23 protein-coding genes and 1 tRNA gene are annotated in these 19,336 nt (G+C 57.3%); 14 read left to right on the top strand and 10 right to left on the bottom strand.

The window, feature by feature from the left end; genetic code table 11:
- Positions 1-95: 95 nt before the first annotated feature.
- The 4 genes from ACSQ84_RS08225 to ACSQ84_RS08240 are packed head-to-tail and all read right to left on the bottom strand — an operon-like array spanning position 96 to position 3,878.
- Positions 96-644, bottom strand: coding sequence for a hypothetical protein (locus ACSQ84_RS08225; protein WP_436211099.1), 549 nt, complete (start codon positions 642-644; stop codon positions 96-98).
- Complete coding sequence (locus ACSQ84_RS08230; protein ID WP_436211100.1) at positions 641-928, bottom strand: HGGxSTG domain-containing protein; 288 nt, start codon at positions 926-928, stop codon at positions 641-643. Before ACSQ84_RS08230 ends, ACSQ84_RS08225 begins: the two co-directional genes overlap by 4 nt.
- Entirely contained in the window at positions 925-3,555 is a 2,631-nt protein-coding gene (locus ACSQ84_RS08235; protein WP_436211101.1) for a DUF3631 domain-containing protein, read from the bottom strand. The genes ACSQ84_RS08230 and ACSQ84_RS08235 overlap by 4 nt, the downstream gene beginning before the upstream one ends.
- Positions 3,552-3,878, bottom strand: coding sequence for a hypothetical protein (locus tag ACSQ84_RS08240; RefSeq protein WP_436211102.1), 327 nt, complete (start codon positions 3,876-3,878; stop codon positions 3,552-3,554). The genes ACSQ84_RS08235 and ACSQ84_RS08240 overlap by 4 nt, the downstream gene beginning before the upstream one ends.
- 58 nt (positions 3,879-3,936) lie before the next feature.
- Between ACSQ84_RS08240 and ACSQ84_RS08245 the strand changes: the two genes are divergently transcribed.
- From ACSQ84_RS08245 to ACSQ84_RS08295, 11 genes are all read left to right on the top strand, one after another.
- Positions 3,937-4,662, top strand: coding sequence for a hypothetical protein (locus ACSQ84_RS08245; protein ID WP_436211103.1), 726 nt, complete (start codon positions 3,937-3,939; stop codon positions 4,660-4,662).
- A 62-nt stretch (positions 4,663-4,724) separates the two neighbouring features.
- Positions 4,725-5,858 carry a tyrosine-type recombinase/integrase gene (locus ACSQ84_RS08250; RefSeq protein WP_436211104.1) on the top strand — a complete coding sequence of 378 codons (1,134 nt, stop codon included), beginning with the start codon at positions 4,725-4,727 and terminating at the stop codon, positions 5,856-5,858.
- A 69-nt stretch (positions 5,859-5,927) separates the two neighbouring features.
- Positions 5,928-6,017, top strand: a tRNA-Ser gene (locus tag ACSQ84_RS08255).
- Between the two features lie 93 nt (positions 6,018-6,110).
- Positions 6,111-7,001 (top strand): TIR domain-containing protein, encoded by an 891-nt coding sequence (locus tag ACSQ84_RS08260; protein WP_436211105.1) that lies wholly within the window; start codon positions 6,111-6,113, stop codon positions 6,999-7,001.
- Between the two features lie 53 nt (positions 7,002-7,054).
- Positions 7,055-7,468, top strand: coding sequence for a hypothetical protein (locus tag ACSQ84_RS08265; RefSeq protein ID WP_436211106.1), 414 nt, complete (start codon positions 7,055-7,057; stop codon positions 7,466-7,468).
- Positions 7,465-7,737 carry a hypothetical protein gene (locus tag ACSQ84_RS08270; RefSeq protein WP_436211107.1) on the top strand — a complete coding sequence of 91 codons (273 nt, stop codon included), beginning with the start codon at positions 7,465-7,467 and terminating at the stop codon, positions 7,735-7,737. Before ACSQ84_RS08265 ends, ACSQ84_RS08270 begins: the two co-directional genes overlap by 4 nt.
- The gene (locus tag ACSQ84_RS08275; RefSeq protein WP_436211108.1) at positions 7,730-8,392 is read left to right on the top strand and encodes an SOS response-associated peptidase; all 663 of its coding nucleotides are present in this window, start codon (positions 7,730-7,732) and stop codon (positions 8,390-8,392) included. The genes ACSQ84_RS08270 and ACSQ84_RS08275 overlap by 8 nt, the downstream gene beginning before the upstream one ends.
- A gap of 634 nt (positions 8,393-9,026) precedes the next feature.
- A complete protein-coding gene (locus ACSQ84_RS08280) occupies positions 9,027-9,227 on the top strand; it encodes a hypothetical protein (RefSeq protein WP_436211109.1) in 201 nt (66 codons plus the stop codon).
- Between the two features lie 56 nt (positions 9,228-9,283).
- A complete protein-coding gene (locus tag ACSQ84_RS08285; RefSeq protein WP_436211110.1) occupies positions 9,284-10,918 on the top strand; it encodes a recombinase family protein in 1,635 nt (544 codons plus the stop codon).
- Positions 10,919-10,961: 43 nt separating this feature from the next.
- Complete coding sequence (locus ACSQ84_RS08290) at positions 10,962-11,162, top strand: hypothetical protein (protein ID WP_436211111.1); 201 nt, start codon at positions 10,962-10,964, stop codon at positions 11,160-11,162.
- 125 nt (positions 11,163-11,287) lie between these two features.
- The gene (locus ACSQ84_RS08295) at positions 11,288-11,593 is read left to right on the top strand and encodes a hypothetical protein (RefSeq protein WP_436211112.1); all 306 of its coding nucleotides are present in this window, start codon (positions 11,288-11,290) and stop codon (positions 11,591-11,593) included.
- 285 nt (positions 11,594-11,878) lie between these two features.
- Here ACSQ84_RS08295 and ACSQ84_RS08300 read toward each other — a convergent pair whose 3' ends face one another.
- Positions 11,879-12,262 (bottom strand): hypothetical protein, encoded by a 384-nt coding sequence (locus ACSQ84_RS08300; protein WP_436211113.1) that lies wholly within the window; start codon positions 12,260-12,262, stop codon positions 11,879-11,881.
- A 244-nt stretch (positions 12,263-12,506) separates the two neighbouring features.
- Between ACSQ84_RS08300 and ACSQ84_RS08305 the strand changes: the two genes are divergently transcribed.
- The 3 genes from ACSQ84_RS08305 to ACSQ84_RS08315 all read left to right on the top strand — a co-directional run bounded on the left by ACSQ84_RS08305 (position 12,507) and on the right by ACSQ84_RS08315 (position 14,251).
- Positions 12,507-12,791 carry a hypothetical protein gene (locus tag ACSQ84_RS08305; protein WP_436211114.1) on the top strand — a complete coding sequence of 95 codons (285 nt, stop codon included), beginning with the start codon at positions 12,507-12,509 and terminating at the stop codon, positions 12,789-12,791.
- A 26-nt stretch (positions 12,792-12,817) separates the two neighbouring features.
- On the top strand, positions 12,818-13,564 hold the full coding sequence (locus tag ACSQ84_RS08310) for a DUF4393 domain-containing protein (RefSeq protein ID WP_436211115.1): 747 nt from the start codon (positions 12,818-12,820) through the stop codon (positions 13,562-13,564).
- A 147-nt stretch (positions 13,565-13,711) separates the two neighbouring features.
- A complete protein-coding gene (locus tag ACSQ84_RS08315) occupies positions 13,712-14,251 on the top strand; it encodes a hypothetical protein (protein WP_436211116.1) in 540 nt (179 codons plus the stop codon).
- A gap of 657 nt (positions 14,252-14,908) precedes the next feature.
- Here ACSQ84_RS08315 and ACSQ84_RS08320 read toward each other — a convergent pair.
- From ACSQ84_RS08320 to ACSQ84_RS08340, 5 genes are all read right to left on the bottom strand, one after another.
- Entirely contained in the window at positions 14,909-16,864 is a 1,956-nt protein-coding gene (locus tag ACSQ84_RS08320; RefSeq protein ID WP_436211117.1) for a lipase/acyltransferase domain-containing protein, read from the bottom strand.
- 292 nt (positions 16,865-17,156) lie between these two features.
- Entirely contained in the window at positions 17,157-17,489 is a 333-nt protein-coding gene (locus tag ACSQ84_RS08325) for a hypothetical protein (RefSeq protein ID WP_436211118.1), read from the bottom strand.
- Positions 17,486-17,686, bottom strand: a complete 201-nt coding sequence (locus ACSQ84_RS08330; protein WP_436211119.1) for a hypothetical protein — start codon at positions 17,684-17,686, stop codon at positions 17,486-17,488. Before ACSQ84_RS08330 ends, ACSQ84_RS08325 begins: the two co-directional genes overlap by 4 nt.
- Positions 17,683-18,636 (bottom strand): S49 family peptidase, encoded by a 954-nt coding sequence (locus tag ACSQ84_RS08335; protein WP_436211120.1) that lies wholly within the window; start codon positions 18,634-18,636, stop codon positions 17,683-17,685. The genes ACSQ84_RS08330 and ACSQ84_RS08335 overlap by 4 nt, the downstream gene beginning before the upstream one ends.
- Entirely contained in the window at positions 18,633-19,256 is a 624-nt protein-coding gene (locus ACSQ84_RS08340) for a hypothetical protein (RefSeq protein ID WP_436211121.1), read from the bottom strand. The genes ACSQ84_RS08335 and ACSQ84_RS08340 overlap by 4 nt, the downstream gene beginning before the upstream one ends.
- Positions 19,257-19,336 lie beyond the last annotated feature (80 nt).

Consider the following 19,336-nt stretch of genomic DNA (forward strand, 5'->3'; position numbering starts at 1 on the left):
CGTAGATGACAGGAAAGCCGCAGTCATTGGGTAGGTCTTAGTCGACGGCCGGCCAGCGTGCAAGGTGGCCTCGTGGCACTGCTTGAGCACTGTTTTTAGTTGGTGGACACGTGGCCGATTACCGCCTGTGCCCCTTCACTAATATGGACATGCTCGACACGCACGATTTGGGAACTGCCATTCCTGAGACGGCGAAGTGTCTCAACCTGAATTGCATAAGTTCGCATCAATCGCGAGGCCGCCGACGCCATTATTGCAACGTGGCGATCGCTGCCGTGACCACCACTGATCCGGCCGACGACAGCCATCGCCGCCGAATGCGTACAGGCCATCTGAATGACCAACGCGCACTCCATCTCGTCCCGAGGGTTGGCATTCTCGATAAGGCTCAGCGCCGAGTTAACCGCGGTCTCGGAAACACCGGTGTTCGGTAACCGTGCAGCGGCCTGAAGCTGAACCAAGGTCGCGTTCACGAAATCACTGGATGCTGTACCCATCGCAGCCTTGAGCCTATTCCACCATTCCTGATGTTGCCCGACTGGTGGGCAGGATTTTGACATATCGGAATTGATGCGCTGCAACCGGACGCGGACTGGCGCCGGCCGGTTTGCCGCAACAGCGGCAAGGTCCCCTTTGTTGCTCATCGTTGCTCCCCCTTACCAAGTGTGGCGACCATCGACTTGATCCAGCGACGTTCCTCGATAGCTTCAGCGGTGAACGTGCCGTCGACGTAGTTACCGTTTTTTATCCCCTTAGGTGCACCCGGGCTCCGACCACCGTGGATGCGGCACCGTGCACGTCCACGAATAGCAGGACATTGGCACTCCCTCCCAGTTCGGGTTTTGGCACCGCACCTGTCCGCGGCACGCAAATGGGTCAATTGAGCTTCCAATCGTGCCTGGTTCATAGGGTTGTCCGTAGTTTTCATTCTCCCCCCTCCTTCGATACGTGTTCTTGCTGCAGAACCTCGTCAGTCTGTGCACCAAGCGCGCGAAACGCCACAACGCCACTTTCCTGACTGCCATTGAGTTGTGGCGCTTTCGGATGTGCCACGGAGGATACTGACGTGGCACCTTGTAGATCTCCGGAATACCCTTGGCTTTTGCCTTGTGGCGTTGTGGCGGCATCCTGGGGCAAATACCGCGCAAATGCGTCGTCAAATGCCCGACGATAAAAACCTTTAGGTGTCCTGTCATCGGGCAAACGAATTGAGCCGGAATAGATTTTGAACTGACTCAACATGCGTGACAGCGCCGCCTTGCTGATCGGTTTGCCGGAACTCCACTCAGCCCACGGCCGATCTTCCTGGCCGATCAGGTGCTCAACCAGTTCCTCTGTCGAAAGCCTATCCGTGTCAGCAGCATCGAATGCTGCACGAATATCGCCGAGCAAGAGAACCCTTTTTGATTGGTCGTTCTTTGCAGCAGCTGCCTCCTCAGCAATGTGGCGTGCGTGCTTTGGCCAATCACCTCCAACCGCGTCAGCCACAGCGATCAGTGCACGCCAGTTGTCGGCGGCACGGTTATGCAGCGCTTCCGGAATCGATGGTTCGGAATTGGCCAAGCGCTGAAAATGGTCTTCAGCCCAGCGTGTTGCCATGCGGGCAATCTGCTCAAGATGGTCGGCGCGATCAGGACGGAACCGGTGCACAATCTCGTCCCCGCGACGACGGCGCAGTCGCACCGAAATTGATCGATCCTCTAATGTATCGGGTAACTTCCCAATCATGGCGATGGCGGCAGGAGTCCAAGTCGAGAACATCCGGGGTTCATGCTGGTCGCCAACTACGCGAAGAACAGAGCCGCCCTTGCGATGTCCGGAGTTTAAAATGCCCCGGAGCTCATCGCTATTGTTTAAGAAGGTGTCGGCTTCGTCGATCAGCAAGGTTGGTCGCGAAAGTTCAATGGCGCGAAAAATGGGGGACGCGCTGGTATTCGCGGTCAGCAACGGACGGGGCACCAAACAACTCAAGACATCGAGGAGCGTGGTTTTACCGCACTGCTTTTCTGGCGACGTAATTGCCAGCCTCGGAGAAATGTTGAACGCATCGAATGCGTGACAAAGCATGACCCATAGCGCGACGGCGGTCGCCTCGTTCGCGGACAAAACGACGTAGCTGCGGACGGCACCCACCATCTCATCGAGCAGCGCCGAACCGTCGACCTGAATAGGCCACGGCTCATACTCCCGCAATTCGAGAGCGCGACCTTGGCCGGATTTCTCGATGGGAATTGCTTTGGCTGCTTTCACCAGCTTGTCGAGGCTGGCTAGGGGGATCCCCAACCCTTTGGCCGACACGAGGCGCTGGCGGTGATAATCGAGATCACTCAGTACAGTGAGACGGGAGATCTCGTCCTCATCAGACTTCGGGATGGACGAAGACAGTGTGGGCTGACTGATCCGCTCGCCCTCGACCAACTTCAACTGCGACCTGATGTCCGTCGGGGATACGGGCGGCTGAGGGCCGGACCGCCCCGGAAGGTCCCCATGGGGATTGCCCAGGCCGGCGGTGAGACCGCTTTCGATGGTGGCCTTGACGACATCGATGCCGTCGTCCGCGACCAGCTTGTTGGTGTCACAAGCCTGCAAAATAGCTCCGAAAACCTCTGCTCGGTCAAGCCAACCCCGCGCCACCATGCGTCCCATGCGATAGGCGACCGCGTTGGCTTCATTATTTCTGCTTCCGACGCCGGCGGCGGCGAGGTCAGCCACGCTGCCGTTGAGCGCCGAGAGCGCATATTTCGTCTCGCGCGATTGCGCCTTGGTAGTGAAACTCGCGCCGGCGCATTCGGCCGCCAAAGTCGTCTTCGTCGGCCGTTTTTGAATGAGGTCCACAACCCATTGCGGCAGCCGGGGAACGCCGTCGGGGAAGACCTCCGCCAACTGCGGATGGTCCGCCAGCGGCTGCCACTTTGAACCATCGGGCCGCTTGCTTCCGGGTGCCACGATCCAGCCCCCCGCGCCTCTTACATCTACACCTTCGGGAAGTGATCCGCGTCGGTTTCCCAGCAAAGAACCAATCGGTTGCCGGAATATAAAGTGAAAGCCGCCGCCGGCTGTCATGGTGACGGGACCGACCGGCAGAATAAACTGGGTGGCGAGCAGCTGAAATGCTGCGACGCCATCGGGGCCACCGTGGCGATCGGCATCAATGACGACGAGGCCAGCTTGACCAAGCTCGATGCCGGCAACAGCATCGGGAAAGAGGCGCCACCAATAGCGAATCCGCTTGTGGTCCGTCGTGGCCCTCTCCTGCCACTGGCTTATGATTGGTTTTTTTTGCCACTTGCCGGAAGCAGTGTTCAGGGAAATCCGTGCCGGGAAAACGGCAACGCCTGCACTGGCAAGCTCTATGGCGGTAGAGAGATTGTCCGCTTCAAATGTTTCGGAGTGAACTACATTATCAGCGGCCAAGGTCCCTTTCTCCGCGGTCAACGACGGCTGCTGGCCGGCGGCGGCATTGTTCTTCGCCGCAAAACCATCCGAAAAATCAGGAACGTCGGAGGCCCAGTTCTGAATGACCAACGGGCAGACGCGCTTCAACTCACCGCTCACGATTTTTCGCTCCTGCCTCGCGCCAGCGCACGCAAATTGACGGCAGATGATGTATCCGCATCGTTCAGCGTCTGCGGACGTGCGACCTCTTCCTCGCCTGAAAGCATCCGCAGGAATTTCGCTCTGGGTACGCGCAGCTTCTTTCCGAAACGGATTGTTGGGATCTCGCCACGACGGGCGGCTGCGTAACTGGCGTTCTTCCCAATTCCAACCAGGCTGCCGGCAAAGGGGATCGAGTACGTGAGAGGCTCTTGTGTTTCGAGGAATTCAGACTTGGCTTTCATTTGGTCACCAATCGTTGCGCTGCTGACCTTCTTACTCACTTGCGATCCCTGTTTGTATCGGATAATGTAGCTTATCCGTCACACAGGCAACACATCGATGTACCCTCTGAAACTTCATTTAAATTGGTTCAAAGATTCAGCGGGTTACCGCTTTAATGACTATGGAAAATACGGAACGCGCATTATTGGAAACGGTGGAAAACTCCTCCCGTCCTCACCCTTAGAGAACGACTGCGCCTTGTCGGCTTTCGCTTCCGTGACGTCGGTCGACTCGTTGATGCAGTTTGTTGAGGAGTATGGGTTGTTGAATGTGCCGGCTTACGGCGTTGATGTTGATCTAGACGGTTACACAGGACCGATCGCCTTGGGAGCCGAGATCATGGGGTTCGCCGAAGGCCGCCTTACGAAGATCAAAAACAGGCCAATACTTGAAGGAGAGGACGTTGATCCTCATCTCGAAACAGCCAAGCTTTTTCGCGATATTCTCGGCCAAAGCGGTAAAGGATGGCGACGAACACCGCCGTCCCTTGCTCGCTCAATCGCGGAGGCTCTCGACGAAGAGCCGCTTGGTGAAATTTGTTTAGCGAGCGACCGTGAGCACGGCTTTCGCATGGTTTTGACCGCAAATTCATTGATGGACGGGCTTTGGTTGCAGCTTGGGCAGAAGGTGGCCGGTCAAGCTTTGTTTCGTACCTGCGAGCTTCTTAGCTGCCGCCAGGTTTTCGAGGTGGGGTCGAGTTCTGGCCGCCGCCTCGACGCTCGATTCTGTTCAGACGCGCACCGGATCGAGTTTAACAGTCGCAAGCGAACGAAAGGATCCTAACGATGCGTCCGACTGGCCATATCCGCCAACGCTCGCCAAAATCATTTGAAATCCGCTATAGCTTGGGGACCGATAAAGCGACCGGCAAGGACCGTTACGCCACCGCGACCGTCGTCGGTACCCGCAAGGATGCCGAGCGCGAACTGCGCCGCCGCCTCCGCACCCTCGATACCGGCGAGCACGTCGACCCCAACCGCATCACCGTCGCCAAGTGGCTGGCGGACTGGCTCGCCACCGTACGGGGCGAAGTCGCTCCCAAATCTTACGAACGATACGCCGAGGTGGTCGATGGTTACCTGACGCCGGCGCTAGGCAACCTGCCGCTCACCAAGCTGACGCCGTCCAACATCCAGAAGGCCTATAACAGCTGGGCCACCGGCGGCCGGCGCGACGGCAAGGAAGGACCTTTGGCACCCCGCACCCGCCGGCATATCCATCGCATTCTGAATTCGGCGTTGTCGCGCGCGGTCGAGCAGCAGGTGCTGGCCCGCAACCCGGCCGACGTGTTCAAGAAACGGCTGCCGAAGGTCGAGCGCAAGCCGATGGCGGTGTTCACCGCCGAGCAGTCGGCAGAGTTCCTGGGCGCCATCAAGCACACCCACACCTACTGGCCAGTGCTGATGGCGCTTGCGACTGGAATGCGCCGCGGCGAGGTGCTGGGGCTGCGCTGGAAGAATGTCGATCTTGATCGGGCATCCCTGCGGGTGGTCGAAAGTGTCGAGCAGACCAAGGCGGGCTTGCGATTCAAGGCGCCCAAGAACGAGCAGGCCCGCGCCGTCACCCTGCCCGCCTTTGCCGTCGAAGAATTGCGCAGGTTGAAGCGCCAGCAGGCCGAGAATCTGCTCCGGTTGGGCGTCAGGCTGACCGGTGAGACGCTGGTGTGCTGCCGCGAGGATGGCCAGGTCTTGCAGCCGACCAGCCTCACCCATCAGTTCACCTACCTGATGGGGCGCTCACCGGATCTGCCGCGGCTGCGGTTTCATGATCTGCGGCACAGCCATGCCACCCAGCTGCTGGTGGAAGGCATCCATCCCAAGGTGGTGCAAGAGCGCCTCGGACATTCCTCGATCGCGATCACCCTCGACCTCTACTCCCACGTCATCGGCACGTTGCAGGAAGATGCAGCGGCCCGGCTCGACTTGGCGTTCGGCCCTGCTATAAGGCGCCTGTCGCTGGCAGCTCAGAAACCTCAGTAGCAATTTCAGTAGCAACGGGCTTTTTGCCCATTCTTCCGAAGTTGTTTTCGACAGCGATAACAATGGTTTGGAAGGGTGGCCGAGTGGTTTAAGGCACCGGTCTTGAAAACCGGCGTACCTGCAAGGGTACCGTGGGTTCGAATCCCACCCCTTCCGCCAGAGGAAGCCTTCTACTCATTGAATACGTTGGACTTATTTCTAAGCGAAGCAATCCAGCCCTAGCAACAGCCCTAGCTTTTGGGATCCGATACTTTGGCCAAAAAACCTCCTCCTGCTCCTCAAGACATTAGGCTTTCGCCAGCCGAAATGCGTGCGGGCATTGCCCGGTTTCACAGGCGCATAAAGGATGTTGAGGCATTCGAGCCGGAAAAGGTCACTGATCGACGTGATCCCAACATCGACGCTTTGGAAGCTTCGATCGCCGAAGCTCTTTCACAGACGTTTGGACACGATACGCCCACCGGGCGGCTCTACCGCCCTGCAGCGACTCTCGATACCGCCGGAATCAACATGAACGGCACGCCGCATCACAAGGTGATCGAAGGCTTAGTGCGAGGGAAGGCACGAGCGCTAGTGTTGCTCAATCAGGCCATCAAATCTTTCGAGGAGCAAATTGCCGATCAGATCGAGCAGGATGGGTCAGCCGGCCAACTAACTCTCATGGAGGCAGTTCCAGAGACGACGCGTCAGGAGCCGTCCCGCGACATTTTTATTGTTCACGGCCATGACGTTCAGTTCAAAAACCAAGTTTCCGACGTCCTACGACGCGCTGGTCTGAATCCAGTCGTCCTTCACGAGCAGCCAAACGGTGGCCGCACCATTATCGAAAAGTTTGAAAAGCATGGTGCGGCCGCAGGGTTTGCTGTGGTTCTGTTAACGCCCGATGATGTTGGTGGTCCGACGCCCGAACAACTCCAACCGCGAGCACGACAAAACGTTATCGGTGAGATGTTTTGGTTTGCGGGAAAACTTGGAAGGTCGCACGTCTGCGCCTTGCGTAAGGGAGAAGTCGAAGTTCCTTCGGATTTCGCGGGCGTCGTTTATACAGCAGTCGATGATCGAGGCGCATGGAAAACCGATTTGCTCAAAGAACTTCAGGCCGCTGGATATACCGATCTGAATTGGGGCTCAGCACTTAGCTAGCCGCAAGCCCTAGCGGCTTGCCGATACCGGCTACCCGGGCGCATTCTTGGCCTATGGGCACCAAGTCACGTGAGACGATCTATGGCGCATCCATCAGGGCCGCGGCGGAGGACGCCGCCCGCGCGCGGAAGGCCGCTGATGAGATCGCTTGTCGAGCCTGGAATATGCGCATGCTTGGGTTTCAGGGCCCTGCCCAGCCCTCCCCTGCGCTTGGCGACGCCCTCAACGCCGGTTACCTCTATCTTGAGGTCAAATGCCTCGGCTGTAATACTCACCAGACAGTTGCGCTGAACGTCGTGCGCCGGCCTAAGGCGACGCCAATTCACGAGCTCGAGCGCTACATGCGCTGCAAAGACTGTTCCGAAGTCCGACGCCATCCGTACAAGCGCAGCCATCTGATCGCGCTGCGGCCCACCAAGATATCTGCGACAGATCCTCCCTCAAAGTGGTGGCCAGGAGAACGATGAAGATTTCACTCGTTCAAGATCAAGCAATAGCCGCCCGCATGGCCCTGATTGTTGGGGCCGATAACTTCGATCGACTTTTTCGAGGCATTCAGTTCGATGAGTTCGATGGCACTGTTCTGTACGCATACGCTGCGGATGAGTATCGAGCAGCGGAGATAGAGGAGACGTTCGCCTTGCATATCTCGACCATCGCGGGTGCCATTCTTAAACGCGAGATACCTATCGTGATGGTGCTGCCCCAGAAGTTAAAGCAAGCTCGCGATGTGTAACCTCTATTCCATCACAACCAACCAAGCCGCCATCGCCGCCCTGTTTCGCGTCGTGAACCGCTACATTGGCAACCTGCCGCCGATGCCCGGCGTGTTCCCCGACTATCCCGCGCCGGTGGTCCGCAATACGGATCACGGCACCGAGCTGGTCTCGATGCGTTGGGGCATGCCGCCGCCGCCGAAGTTCGGCGGCCCGCCGGTCACCAACATCCGCAACACGTCGTCCCCGCATTGGCGTGGCTGGCTGAAGCCGGAGAGCCGGTGCCTGGTGCCGGTGAACAGCTTCGCCGAGTACGCGCCGGAGCCAAACCCTGAGACCAAGAAGAAGGACGTCGTCTGGTTCGCCATCAACGATGACCGGCCGCTGTTCGCCTTCGGGGGCATCTGGACCGAATTCAAGGGTGACCGGGGCACGAAGTCCAAACCGATACCCGGCCCGCATCTGGTCTATGGCTTCCTGACGACCGCGCCGAACGCGGTCGTTGAACCGATTCACCCGAAGGCCATGCCGGTGATCCTGAAGACCGACGAAGAACGCGACATCTGGATGCGCGCGCCTTGGGACGAGGCGAAGGTGCTGCAGCGACCGTTGGCGGATGATGCGCTGAAGATTGTCGCGCGCGGCGCGGATAAAGAAGATCGGGTACTGGCATGAATAAGCGCGAAGTTTTCGTCGCTAATGACAGGTGACGGTGTCGCCGCTTCGAATGCACGTACGGGGTCCGCTCGCGGCTTGCTGGGCTGCAAGTTGGCCTTGAGATGTTCGGAAATCGATCCAACGTCGTTGCGCTTCGCTCTCCGTCATCTCACGTCGTTCGACAGAAGTGGCGAGGCTATCCCCGTATGCCATGACTGCATTGCCGCTGGCAGAGCATCCATCAAACGATCCCTGGCAGTTTGCAATTCTCTTCTGTTTTCCGCACGCGATCATTTCACGGAATGGCAGGCTCCGGGCAGAGCATTCGTCGTACGCGTCAATCGCAGTCTTGTTGGAGAGACAACCCGCCAAAAGGGGGCCAAGCAGTAAGACAACCGTTGCGAATAGAAAACGCATCCCTTACCCCCGAAAGCAACACTGGCAGCTCAACCTTAGGGTATCGTTGCGAAAAAGTCACGTAAACCGCCAGCCGGAATCCCCTCAGAATTTCCAGAAACTGCCCCTTGCCCCGTCGGGCAAATCAGTGGTCCATCTATTCAATGCCGCTCGGTTGCCCCGGGGCGGCATTTTTTTGACCCTACCTCAGCAACTGATTAGCGGCCTTGCAATCGCATGTGCCGGAGGAGAAACCATGTCTAACGAATCCGAAGTGGGAATTGTGCTCGCCAATGCTCCTCGCCTGGAACGGGCGTTCGGCCGCAAACTAGCGGCCTTCATCACCGTGATCAGTCTTTATTTTGCACGACGTCGGCCGGGGCAATTAGGCCTACTGGCGTCGGCTTTCCTTGTCGCCGCGCTGGCTCTCCAGGCCTGGCTCAAGCTTGGCGGCTAGCGTTGTTCCCATGTCGACAATTTGCTAAAACCCATTGGCCAACCGGACATCCGCTGATGGGCAAGTCGCTTGTCGTGCGCAGGGGGGCGGAACTGGCGGAGCGCATGAGAGCGCTTCGCGCCGCACAGTATGTGCGCATGTCAACCGACCTGCAGCAGTATTCCCTAGTGAACCAGGCCGCGGCGATCGCGGCCTATGCCCAAGCTCACAACTTGGCGATCGTGCGCACCTACCGAGACCGCGGAGAAAGCGGCCTGCAACTCAAGAACAGGCCGGGTCTGCTGAGCCTGCTTCGCGATCTCCGCCACGCGGACTTCGGTCACATTCTGGTCTATGACGTGAGCCGCTGGGGCCGCTTCCAGGACGTCGATGAAAGCGCGCATTACGAATATCTCTGCAGGAGGGCAGGAGTAAAGATCTCCTATTGCGCGGAGCAGTTCGACAACGACGGCAGCCTCCTGTCCAGCATTGTGAAAAATCTCAAGCGGGTGATGGCTGCGGAGTATAGCCGGGAACTGTCGGCAAAAGTTCATGCGGGCCAGTGCCGGCTGGCCAGCCTTGGCTTTAAGCAAGGCGGCCCGGCCAACTACGGTCTCAGCCGGACGCTCATCGACGAAAACGCGCAATTCAAACTGCATCTGAAAAGCGGTGAGCGCAAATATCTGCACACCGACCGCGTCAAGCTCCAACCGGGCGCGCCCGAAGAGATCGAAACAGTGAGATGGATTTTCGACCGCTTTCTCACCACGCGATCTGAGACCCAGATCGCCAGAGAGCTAAATCAGAAGGGCATTCCAAACAACAAAGGCAAGCCGTGGAACCGCATGACCGTGCACTGGATTCTCCAGAATGAGATCTATGTCGGAAATCTCGTCTTTAACCGCCAATCTTGTCACCTCAAGCAGAAGCGCGTGCACAACCCACAGCACAAATGGGTCAGGTGCACCAATGCGCTGAAAGCTATCATCGATCCAAACCTTTTTGCGCAAGTCCAGGAAAAGATGAAGGGACGATGGGTCAGCCTCCCGCGGGAAGAAATGTTGGTGGGCTTGCGGCGCGCCCTCCACAAACACGGCCGTCTTACCGCCAAGATCATCAACGACACGCCGGGCCTACCATCGTCGCATACGTTCATGGACTATTTCGGCACGCTCAGAAAGGCATATGCCCTCATTGGTCATACTCCAAAACGCGACTATGACTGGATGGATTCCCAGCGTCACTGGTCAATTGTCTTCTCGCAAATTACCGCTGACGTCGCCGCCACATTGAAAAAGTCCGAGGCACGCGTCGATACCAACAGTGCCGGCGATTGCTTCCTCATCAACAAGTCGCGTGGCGTCTCTTTTCGCGTCGCACGCGAGCTGACGCCAAAGAGCGAGGCGCACGCGCTACGCTGGGCATTTAACCGGCGCACCTATCTGCCACCGGGATGGATTGTCGTAATCAGGGTGATGAAGGATCACAGGACCGTGCGCGACTATCTCCTGTTTGAGACAGGCAAGGTGACCGAGCGTTCCGTCAAGTTTTCGGACCAGTCGTGGCAGCGGTACCGATGGCAGCGCTTCGAGACTCAGCAGGCGCTGGTGAAGGCCATTCTTCGGCGCGCACGCAGATGGTGCAACCGCTCCCATCGAGCGTCGCACTCGCCAAAACGAAAAAAACATAGACCTATGACAGTAATTTGCTGAAGAGTTACAAGCATATTTTGGGTGCAAACACTTTGGAGGCGGCATGTCAGACCAAGCGGTCGAAATTCTCATTACCAACTCCATCCACACCGCCTTCATCAAATATCCCGAAGGCGATGGCGGGCCCAATCTCGACTATGAATGGATCGCGCCGGATCAGAGCAAGCACGTCGCCAAAGCGATCCTTCAGGATCTCGCGGTCAACGGATATCAGGTCGTGAAAAAGGTCGCCGGTGCCCGTTAAGAATGAAATGGCCAAGATAACAGCCGGTGCGATTACCGCCGTCGTTATCGTTGGGCTGCTCGCGGTGATCGCGCTGGGGTTTCTTTGGACGCCACCGCCACCATAGTGCCAGGAGCCGAACGAGAGTGGCGGATAAGGGCTGGCAGCGAGCGTTTGACGAACCGATCATGGCGCCAGATGGAACACAGCTGCGCACGTTGCGCGAGGCAGTCGCCTATCTCGCCGAAACTGTGCCGGAAGCCGAGCGCGACATGCCTGCTGTCACCACCGCGGCGGAGCTGCTGACCTACGCAGCGGAGCGCGGTATCGCCTGGATGTTCTTGGCGCGGATGGCTACGCTGAAGGCGCTGCATCGCCATGAAGTTCGACAGTTCAATCCCGATGCCAAGGAGCATCATTGGGGGAAGCGGAGGCTGAAACGAGACCAGTGACCGCCGCGCGCGGTTGGTGCGTCGCTAAATAATGCAGGCCTGATCACATCCCGGCGCGGCCCATCCCGGGCGCGAATCAGGAGATGACTATGTCAGACGCTGTGAATTGCAAGAGTTGCTTCGGAACCGGCCAGAAGGTTGAAGTGACACCGGCGAAGTTCGGCCACCTACTGCCGCCATATAGACCCTGCCCGCATTGCAGCGGCACCGGCATCAAGCGTGGCGAGCCGACGAAGCCTTGATAAGCCGAAAAATGGAGGGTGCCCGCCGGCATGAACCGGCGGGCTATTCCGCCGCATCCAGTTCCCGGTCGATATCAATCCGAAGATGACCGCCACGATCCGTTGCCCACTCGCTTTGATCGGCGAGTGCGTCGAGACTTCCGAGGGCGTATTCGTCATCGCCGCAATCTTCTGTTTCGTCCCCCACCCTTGGCGGCAGATTACCCATGCTGGGCTCGAGTTCGACGTCGCCGTCCAGCCCGTCCAGGAAAGCGATGAACCGGTCGACAATAGGATCTTCGAGATTGGCCTCGATTGCGCGCTCGAGCGCATCCCGCACCGGACCATCCGGCGGATCCGCGTCACAGGTAAAGCTTTGGCAGAGGAATTCCGGTGCACTCAGGAAACGAGGGCCGTCAGGCGTCCAAATTAGGCGGTGTCCTTCCATCGTCGCAACCTTCCCTCTGGCTTTATTTTAGGTTATACAGTTATATGGCGAAGTCAAATAAGGTTATACCCAAAAAGAAGCGTGGGCGGCCGGCTACGGGCAAAGACCCTCTAACGGCTTTGCGATTGCCGCCAGACCTCACCAAAGCGATAGAGAAGTGGTCTGCTGACCAGCCCGACGAACCAAATCGCTCAGAGGCTATCCGTCGGCTTGTCGAGCTCGGGCTGAAGGCGAAGGGGAAGTGATGGCCGACAAAAACCCAATGGATCCGCTCTACGAGGTTCACGCGTTGGCTGGCGAGACACTAGCCCTCCAATCGATCCTATTCGGTATCCTGCCGCGGTTGGCTGCCCTCTCGCCGGAGATCAAGGAGGCGCTGAGCGCGGGCTTTGATGATGCCGCCAATCTCGTTGAGCAAATCGCGTTGAAGTACGGGGACCAGGCTCACCCCGCGCACGCGGCCAAGGCTCTCCAAATCGTCGAGGGAATACGCTCCAGCACCCTCGGCAAGCCTCAGAAGCCAGGCTGATAAAAAAACATCGAAAGGTGCCTTCCATGGCGACTGAGACAGATCTAGCAACTGCTGTTGCGACAGAACTAGTCAAGCAGGTTCCGATCAAAGAAGCCTATCACGACGGCCTATCCCCAGCAGTCCGTGAAACGGGTTCGGCGCTAACGGATTTCGTGAAAACCATTCGCCTGGCCCTGGCTCCGCTACAGTTCACCGCAGCTTTGCAAGATCGCTATGTCAAATTCTTGGATCGATCGGTGCGGGGGATACCGGAGGAGCGGCGCGTTCTTCCCGCGCCCCAAATTTTAGGTCCCGTCCTCGAGGCAATAAAATATGAGCCGGAGGAAACGCTGATCACCGAAATGTACAATGAACTGCTGTCAAAGGCCTTTGACAGGCAGGCGGCCGACGGAGTTCACCCCGCATACGCTCCGCTCATAAAGCAGCTTTCAATGGACGAAGCGATCATCCTCAAATCGATCTACGCAAAACTAGATGATCATTACCTCTATCAATACACCCTCGATTACAATCGCGAGACAAATCGGTTCTCAAATCCAAAAGTGGAATTAGACGAACTGCCAAGAAACGAGTTGAGGAATCCAAACAAGATCCAAATCTATATGGAGCATCTGGAAAAGCTGGGCCTAGCATCCATTCAGCAGTTCAAAAACCAAGAACCAATAGGGTCTCCTGGCGCTTTCCAAACGGGGTCGCGCAGCTTTGCGCGCTACCAATTGACGGCATTCGGGCTTGAATTCATGAAGGCAGCGCGTCCGCCCACCACATGAGCGAGCGCGCTTTTCTTACCAAAGCGATGGCGCGGGCGCCCGCTGCTGACGCGGCGTTCATGGGACAACCCGGACATCGCACTGCGCGATCAACACGGATGTTAGCGAGCGATGATAACGTCATTCCGATCGCGGAGTAGCTGAACGATGAAGCCATCGACTCGATTTCTTTTGTTCACGTTTGTTTGTGCTGTCGTTCTGGGGCCAGCGTCGGCACAAGAAACCGACTATGATCGCGCAATCCAAGAAGCATATAAGTTGGGTGAGGACGACGCCAGATCGAAGATGGCCGACTTTCAAAAAGGCGCAAAGGTCGAAGCAGAGCGGAAGAAGCGTGCTGGAGAACCCGCTGTCTCACCCGAAACCGTCAAACAGGGTCACCGAGTCAGCAAGTTTTTGGTTCACAATCGGACGGCAATTCGCGCCATTTGCGCAGCAACCGGGTTGAAAAATAAGCGGCCATTTTCCGACGTGGAGGCCTGCGTCGCTGCAAAAAGTGCTGCGATGGCAAAGTATCTAAAACTTGACGAGTACGTCGACAACAAGACACGCAAGAATTGTGAATTGAAAGCGCGCGATTTTGATACTGAGCGTCGTATCCCTCCATTTGAGTTTTTGGCCGATGGATTTGGTCCTCCCATCCTCGATTTTGACATTGCGAATGCCTGTATGTTGGCCGGCCGTTGAAGTACGGCCTAACGCGAGCAAATGAAACGCCCGCGCTGCTGAAGCCTCGTCCACGGCGTCACCCTAACAATGCAGTCGGCTACTAGCATGGGAGATGCGATCGCGTGCGCGGCGCCGCCCGTATTGTTGGAGGTCACGGCGATACTATTGTTACCGGGAGCGGATGGAGCGCCGTCAGATATGGGATTTGTAGAACCGAAACCGCCAATCCCGTTTTGAAGCGACTGTTCGACAGGGACACTCCCCGAGTAGCGGACATAAGACGTCAGGGTCACATTGATCGGCTGGACCGCGTTTGATGATGTGATCTGCGGAATTTGGGCCGCCTTAAGGGTCGACTTTCCGCGCCCCCCGCAACTCCGAGAATCGCGGAATTTGCACCGAACCAACTTGTGGTCAATCGGTTCGCGAATGAGCCTGGATCATCACGATCCCGACCCGCGAGCGCACGGCCGCGGCAGTCGCCGGCGCCAACGGTGCTCGAATTTCTTCCGGTACCGTAGCCCCTTGAGAAGACGGTGACGGTCGAGGCGCCCGACAGCGTCACGCATCCGGCCGAATTCAGCGTGATCGAGGTATTGGCGACAACCGGGTGATCATCGCATTAGACAATTTCATAGCAGCTTAACTCGCGGTGGCCGCAATTGACTGCGCTCGTTATCGTTGTAGCAATTTGATGACAGGCCGGAACTCGTCGAAACTCCATGCTGTCTCTTCATCACGACGGGTCGTCGCAAAAAGCGGTTCTTTGAAATCGCTATTTCTAACCTTGTATTTTGTTGCATAAGAAGATGCGACTTCATTAAACTTTCCTAGTTCGCCACTTCGCAGATAACCCCATCCCTCCACTTCTCGTGCCACCTTGAGTAGGACTTCTCTCTTCGGGTCGGTCGCGGGTATCGCGCTCTCAGCTGTCGTGGTGATGAACGTCGCAGTACCAATAGCGTCCTTAAACTGACCAGCACCGTAGGCCGAGCGCGCCAATTCCGCGACCAACGGCAAGCGCTCTGATACTTCCTTTGTGCTCGATGCCGCCACCGCGTAAAGCCGCATACGTTCCGCGGCATTTGTGGTTCGTGCTGCTTGGTCTGCCACGGCGGCGGTCTTGTAACCCAAGGCATCAAGCGCCCTTGTGTTAATTTTGATAGCGACTTCCTCATCGCCTTGAGACCATGCCTTAGGATCAAGCGAAACAGGTATCAAGTTTCCGGTGCCTACCGCCTCGGCAACCAGTAGCGAGGCATATTGTTCGTTCGCGCCAGCTATTTGGACGGCTGCGCTCTTGACAGCTTTACCATACAGGGCGCGGATAAATTTGCGTAGGGGTTCGCTTTTGACAATCGACGTATGATCGGCCTCTACTTCCTCCGTCTGCGACGTGCTGCTGACGAGGAAGTTTTGCGCGCTATACATGGGCACCGTGCCGTCACCTTGAACGACGCTTGAGCTAAAGATACCCGCTGTCTTTATGCGAAATTGGAATCTACCATAGGTTCCCGGCGCATTCTGTCGACCGAAAAGATAGACTACATTAGTAGTCTGCGACGGGTCGAAATCCGCGATCTCGCACAGCAGCTGCTCTGAACGATGGAGCATCGGTGCGAGCTCATTGTCGTAGTAACTTTTGCGAACCGGCGCCGATCCGATGCGACGAAGCAAATCATAGCGCCGCCAAGTATCAACATCGAAAAGATTTAGTGGGTTGCCATCGTCATCCACGACAGGCACTGCTGCTTTTAGCAGAGCTGGCTTTTTCTTGTTGCAATACTCGCTACTTCGTATGGGCATCATTTCATAGATACTAGGGAACGAGATTCCAGCTTGGTTAACCGCATCGAGCAGATAGTTTCGCTCAAATATTCCCAAATAGCGTTTCAGGCCTGTGAGTTCGTCAAACAATATGTTGTAGCCCTCTGCGATCGCTTTGATCGCTTTGGGAGATCCTAGGTGCGGAGTTGCGACAAAGACGATCTGCGTGACATCCGGCTTGACGCCGTCAGGGCAATTTTCATTGGCATGACGTGCTGTCCACACCTTGGTGACAAGGCCGCCCATACTGTGGGCGATAATAATGATCGGTGACGTTTTAGCGTTGGCGCGTACGGTGCAGACTCTATCTTTCAGAAGCTTGGCGTTATCGCCGTTCGACTGTCGCCAGTCATAGTGAAAAATTGTCAGAAGCGGGTCGTTCGCTTCGTCAGCGACTAACGGGAACGCTTGTTCCCTAATGAAGTCGAGTGTAGTGCCGTAAATGTCGTTAAAAAAAATGTTGTCCACAACATCGGTGCGGTACTTCCGATCAGATCGAATACTCAAATCAAGGTCGCGCTGGCCAACGGCCCCGGCTGTTCCCCAAATATTTTTACATTGACTGCCATCGGTTCGGCACTCGTCAATCTTAGAACCGAGGATGCCTGGTACAAACACGATGCGCGGTGCATTCTTCCGCTTTGCAGCGCGTTGCTCGGCATAGAAGTCAACCCGCACTGGCTCGGGTACGCTCGCGGCCAGGTATCGACCTCCTTGCTCATTCGCTGGGACGATCTGCGCATTTGCTGGCGTCGTTGATCCAATCGCAAGAAGTCCAATTCCGAGTAGCCATCTCCGTGCCATCCTCATGCCCTCCGCCAGCAATATCCTTTCATCAGTATGTGCTTGTATCCGTTCAGTTGTCTACCTCCCATATTTCAACCGCACTTTGCAGGTTCTCTGAAATTTGAGTCTGAATGTCTAACTTCGGAGTTCCGCGCTACGAGAGCCGTCCTAGATTTGATGGCCGTTCGTCGGACCTTTTTCGACGGTATCATCTGCTGGTCCGCAGCCACCATTTGGGCAGCACCGCGGATATAGGCGGACGCGTCGAAGTCCGACGAAACTCGCAAAGATGAGAGGGCTACTCCGGACATCAGGCGGCCCTCGGGCTATTGCCGGCGGCCGCGGAAGGAGAACTTTCGCGGCCGCCGGCCGCAGCGCCGCCATCAATGGAACCACAGAGTTTTATACCCGGCTCGGTGATTGGCGGCTGCAGTCGTATGGCCCGAACCTTGACAGCCTCGATCTTTCCGTTGGTGTCGGGCGAAACTTCAAACTCAACGATCTGTCCAAGATAGGGAGCACCGAGCCCGGCCACGAAAAACCAAACATCGCATCCAAAAATGTCGTATTCGCGCGACTTGCCGACAGGCGTCAGCAGCACGAAGCGCCGGCTCGAGTTGTAGTATGAGACACTGCCGATCATGGCGCCCTCGGATGCAGAACGGGACGACCCATCGCACGCCAACGCCTGAGAAACGTGGCTCGGTTCTTTTCGAACTGCAGTTCGGCGCGGAGCTTTGCCAGCTTTTGACGCTGCACGGCCGCCAGCACGGGATCCCGCGGTGCAGACCTGCCGAGCTCGAGGAGCAGATGACTTCGGGCGGTGGCGATCAGGTTCATGACATCGCCTCCAGGGCAAGTCGCCTGCGTCTGGCCTCGGCGGTCATTTGGAGCGGTGCCACAAATGCAATCATCCGACCCAGCGACGCGACCGACTGCAGAGCTAGACTTGGCGTGTTGATCTCGTCGATCATTCCGACTCGTTTCGCGACGGGCGCCGAGAAGCAGCGACCGCCTCCGAATTGGGACCGGACGACAGCGCTGCTCGTGTTTCGCCCGCGAGCGACGGCGGCCAGGAAGTCTGCGTAGGTCTGGTCGACTTCGGATTGGAGGAAGGCTCGAGCCTTATCACTCAATGGTTCCGTTGGGTTGCCTTCAGTCTTGTGTTCACCGGCAAAAATGAAAGTCGCTTTCACACCGGCTCGAGCAAGGGCTCCAGAATAGTCGACGTGGCACATGAAGACGCCGATCGAGCCGATGTCACCGGAGGGGACCCCGATCAGCTTCGAGCACTGGCTTCCGATCCAGTAACCGGCCGAGGCGCAAAGTGGATTAACGATCCCAACGACCGGTTTCCGTTTAGCTACGGCCCAGACCGCATCACTGGCTTCTGGAGTGCCGGTGACTTGGCCGCCCGGTGTATTCAGATCCAGCACAATCGCACCGACCGAGCGGTCTTCTGAAAGCTCCGTCAGGGTTTGCGCCAATACCCGCGTCGAGAAGGCGTACGGAGGAAAATCGAGCTCGTATAATGCTAAGCCTTTGACGGACACGATGGCCAACGACTTTCCCGAGCCGCCCGCGAGCGGCACCATCTGCGGCGCTGACCGGAACGAAAACGACTCGAATTCGCCGCGGCCCAACCCCTTCAACGTTTGGTCCGATACGTCGATGCCTTGTGCCAATTCGGCAACTATATTGGTCAACATCGGTGCATGACGTTGGTCCAGCGCGACCAACTGGCCGGCCACGCATCGCAGCGCGTCCCGAAGCGGATCCAATGCACTCATTTTAGAATATCCGATTGCCGAATGCGGCGCGCCCAGGTCGCCGCAACGCTGTGCCATTCGAGCAAAGACATTCCTCTCAGATCGCTTGACCAGTCGAACAAGGCAGCGCTAACCGGTTCGGGTGATACACGGGCGAACTCTCGTCGTACGGCGCGTTCGGATTCAATCGCCTGGCTGAGTTGCTCCACCGCCGAAATCAGCGATCGTACTGCAGTGACATGTCGCCCGCGAAAGAGCGCCGCGATGCGTCCCGCTTCTAGTCGCTTTGCCTGTTCGAGCAACTCGTGTTCGGCAGAATACTCTGGCTGCGATTCTAGAATCTTGTCGGTGACATCTTCGAGCTCCATCTGGACACGGCGGGGGTTGCGCTCAATTTGCCGGAGAAGTTCCGCGTGCTTTTCGCTCAGAGGCTTTACCCGTTCCGGGAATGGCCGCGGTACTGAGGCCAGATGAATGGCCACCGTCAGATCTTCCTTTCGTGAATTGAGCGCACGCATTTCAGCGCGCTTCCCTCGCCAGCGTTCCAGGGCGACCGCGTATTCGGGGGAGTGCGAGATCGTCGCTGCGTCGGTCTCGGGCGGATCCGGGCGTGACGCCGCCAATGCTGCTGCTGTTCTCACGGTGCACCTCAAAAGCTACGGTTCGATCCCGGTCGCAACGGCGCCAGTACGCCCCGCGGTATCAGCAGTGCTTTGATTTG

The organism is Bradyrhizobium sp. LjRoot220 (assembly GCF_964252915.1).
Taxonomy (GTDB): domain Bacteria; phylum Pseudomonadota; class Alphaproteobacteria; order Rhizobiales; family Xanthobacteraceae; genus Bradyrhizobium.